The sequence below is a fragment of the Flavobacterium cheonhonense genome, from assembly GCF_035671315.1.
GTDB lineage: Bacteria > Bacteroidota > Bacteroidia > Flavobacteriales > Flavobacteriaceae > Flavobacterium > Flavobacterium cheonhonense.
In genome coordinates this window covers 1-2,666 of the sequence record NZ_JAXAVY010000016.1, presented here as the reverse complement: position 1 = coordinate 2,666, position 2,666 = coordinate 1, and the positions used below count along the sequence as shown (strand labels likewise).

Below are 2,666 nucleotides of genomic sequence, written 5' to 3'. Positions count from 1 at the left end.
GCGCGTCATTCAAGCTTACTCATAACGTTTCGCCGCTATCCGACTGTAGCGATGCCAGCGAACTGCGTACTGTCTGCTAAGATAAACTTTTTACGTGAAAAAAGAAGTACAACTCAAGAAAAACCAGCTATAGCGGATAACGGCTGTTAGCAGTAGTTCAATTTTTTTCCATCATTTTGTCAACTTTGTCATCATACCATTTTATGAATTTTGGTATTTTTTTCTGCAAAATAGCTCCTAAAATTGCAACAAGAACATATGATAAACGAATATATTTTTCATTAAAGTATACATTCCCAAAAAACAAAATACAAAAAGGAACTGATATTATTAGAGCAATATTGTCAAATATTTTTGGATTTATTGTTTTCGATTTCAGCAAAGACTTTAAAATTAGAAGTGTAATAATCAAACCTAAAAAATACAAAGAATAATTAGACATTCTATTGTCGTCTTTCATTAGTGATAAAATTCTGTCTATCATGCTTTAGTTCCTTTTTGGGATGAATTACTGCTAACGTTTCGCGGCTAGTGGCTTTTGCGAAGCCAACGAACTGCGTACTGTCAGCTAAGATAGAATTTTTACGTGAAAAACAAACGTGAAACTAAGAAAATCCAGCAATAGCTACTAACCGCTGTTATACGACGTTTTTCTTTTTTCTCATTGATTTTTTTAGTTTCAGCAAAAGAGTAATCAAGAAATAGAATAGTATTGCGAGCAAGATTGTAACTGGAATAAACCAATTTCCAAGAATTTCATAATTCTCTAAATTTCCATTTTCAATAAAACCTCCATATTGGAAAATTTCTCCCTTTTTGTAATAGAAACCAACATTATTTGGAAGTAATAGTTTCCCGAAAATTAGAGCAATAAATGAAAAGAGAAATAAATACGAAATGAAGAATATGAAATAAATTATTCCATAAGAAAAATTTAAAATTAATGCTTGGAAAATGTGAATTGGATTAAAAGTTTTTGTTGCTTGATTAAGTTTTTTTTCTGCAACGAGTGGTTTTAAAACATCGTTTGGAATTCCAATTTTATCAATAGCATTGATGATATTTTTCAATTCATTATTTTCATTGTTGTTTTTAGACATACTTTCATAAATATGGCTATTCATTTCCATTAGAATATCATTCTTATCTTCTTGGTTAAGTTTTTTAATTGCTGATTGAATCTGTCTTAAATAATTTTCATAAATCTTCTGTGCATCAGCATTTTTGAATTGTATTTTTTTGAATTCCATTTTTTTAGATTATTTTGTTTATACCATTTTGTAAATCTGACCATTGAATTTTCATTTCTTCAAGTGTTTGTTTTCCGTTTTCAGTTAAGAAGTAGTATTTTCTTGGAATTCCAGTTTCTTGCTCAATCCATTTAGACTCCAGAAGATTATCAGTTTTTAATCTGTTCAATAACGGATAAAGTGTTCCTTCTGCAATTTCAATATTGGTTAGTGCTTTTATTTTTTCAATAAGTTCATAACCATAAAGTTCATTTTCCTTTAGCACAAGTAATACAACAAAAGATAAAGTTCCTTTCTTAACTTGTGATTGCCATTTGTCAATAAATTCTTTGTTCATATTGCAAATGTAAAACAAAATACATAGTATAACAATGTATTTAGCTAAAAACATTTTGAATGTGATTAATTATCTAAATATCAGTAGTTTATTTTTATGTCGTAGTTTGGATAAAATGTCGTATAACGCAAACGGCTACACGTCCGTTGCGGATTAGAACCGAATAGTTTCTGATACGCTAAAACGTGAGAGTAAAAATAGTAACAATAACCCAGCAATGGCGTGTAACCGATGTTATGCGCTGTGGCAATAAACCAAACTATATGTGCAACTTAATTGAATTACTTAATCAAACGAGCGGAACAAGAGTATTTTTCTACTCTTTAATTTTTCTTATTGCTATTGGAATAATAGCCGACTGTTTAATAAAAATTGCAAAGCATTATTTTAACCGTAATAGTGGTTAGCCATTGTGCATAACGTTTCGCTGCTATCCGACTGTAGCGAATCCAGCGAACTGCGTACTGTCTGCTAAGATAATATTTTTACGTGAAGAAAGAAGTACAACTCAAGAAAAACCAGCTATAGCGGATAACAGCTGTTATGTGATGGCTTTTACGCTTTGGCACAACGCTTTAACTTCCCATTGGCTTCTACAGCGTATAATTCGTCGAATATACCACCAATCATCTCACCATTTTCTGTGTAATTTTTTAATTCAGGAATTTTTTTAGTTGAGTTTAAGTTTCTATTGATGTCTATAAATTTTCGACTGTATTCATTTTCCAAACCGTAAACGGAAATAATTTTACCGTTATAATTAAAAAAACCGTCACATTCTTTTTCATCATAATAAGTATAATGTGATTCAATACCGATACACTTACCAGAATCTTTAAAATCATAAAATACAACCCAAATTGATTTAAATTTTTTTTCAAAGTTTGGAGTTTCGGACATACTGTCTGAGTATTTTATTAATTTATCTAATTCTAGTTTAAGTTGACTAGAAATAATAGGAATTTCTTTTTCGTTTGTTTCTTCAGTTTTTTTCTGGCAGCTTAATAAACTTAAGCATATTGCAAAGATTAAAATATGAGTTCGCATATTAGTTCTAAATTATTCAGGGTTCTCTAAAG

At 29.9% G+C, this 2,666-nt stretch carries 4 protein-coding genes; all 4 read right to left on the bottom strand.

Annotation, left to right across the window (positions count from 1 at the left end; all coding sequences use genetic code 11):
* Positions 1–157 precede the first annotated feature (157 nt).
* The 4 genes from SK086_RS13550 to SK086_RS13535 all read right to left on the bottom strand — a co-directional run bounded on the left by SK086_RS13550 (position 158) and on the right by SK086_RS13535 (position 2,634).
* A complete protein-coding gene (locus SK086_RS13550; RefSeq protein WP_324692339.1) occupies positions 158–460 on the bottom strand; it encodes a hypothetical protein in 303 nt (100 codons plus the stop codon).
* 178 nt (positions 461–638) lie between these two features.
* Positions 639–1,250 (bottom strand): DUF1700 domain-containing protein, encoded by a 612-nt coding sequence (locus SK086_RS13545; RefSeq protein ID WP_324692338.1) that lies wholly within the window; start codon positions 1,248–1,250, stop codon positions 639–641.
* 4 nt (positions 1,251–1,254) lie between these two features.
* Entirely contained in the window at positions 1,255–1,587 is a 333-nt protein-coding gene (locus SK086_RS13540) for a PadR family transcriptional regulator (protein WP_324692336.1), read from the bottom strand.
* A gap of 555 nt (positions 1,588–2,142) precedes the next feature.
* Positions 2,143–2,634 carry a hypothetical protein gene (locus SK086_RS13535; RefSeq protein WP_324692334.1) on the bottom strand — a complete coding sequence of 164 codons (492 nt, stop codon included), beginning with the start codon at positions 2,632–2,634 and terminating at the stop codon, positions 2,143–2,145.
* Positions 2,635–2,666: the final 32 nt, after the last annotated feature.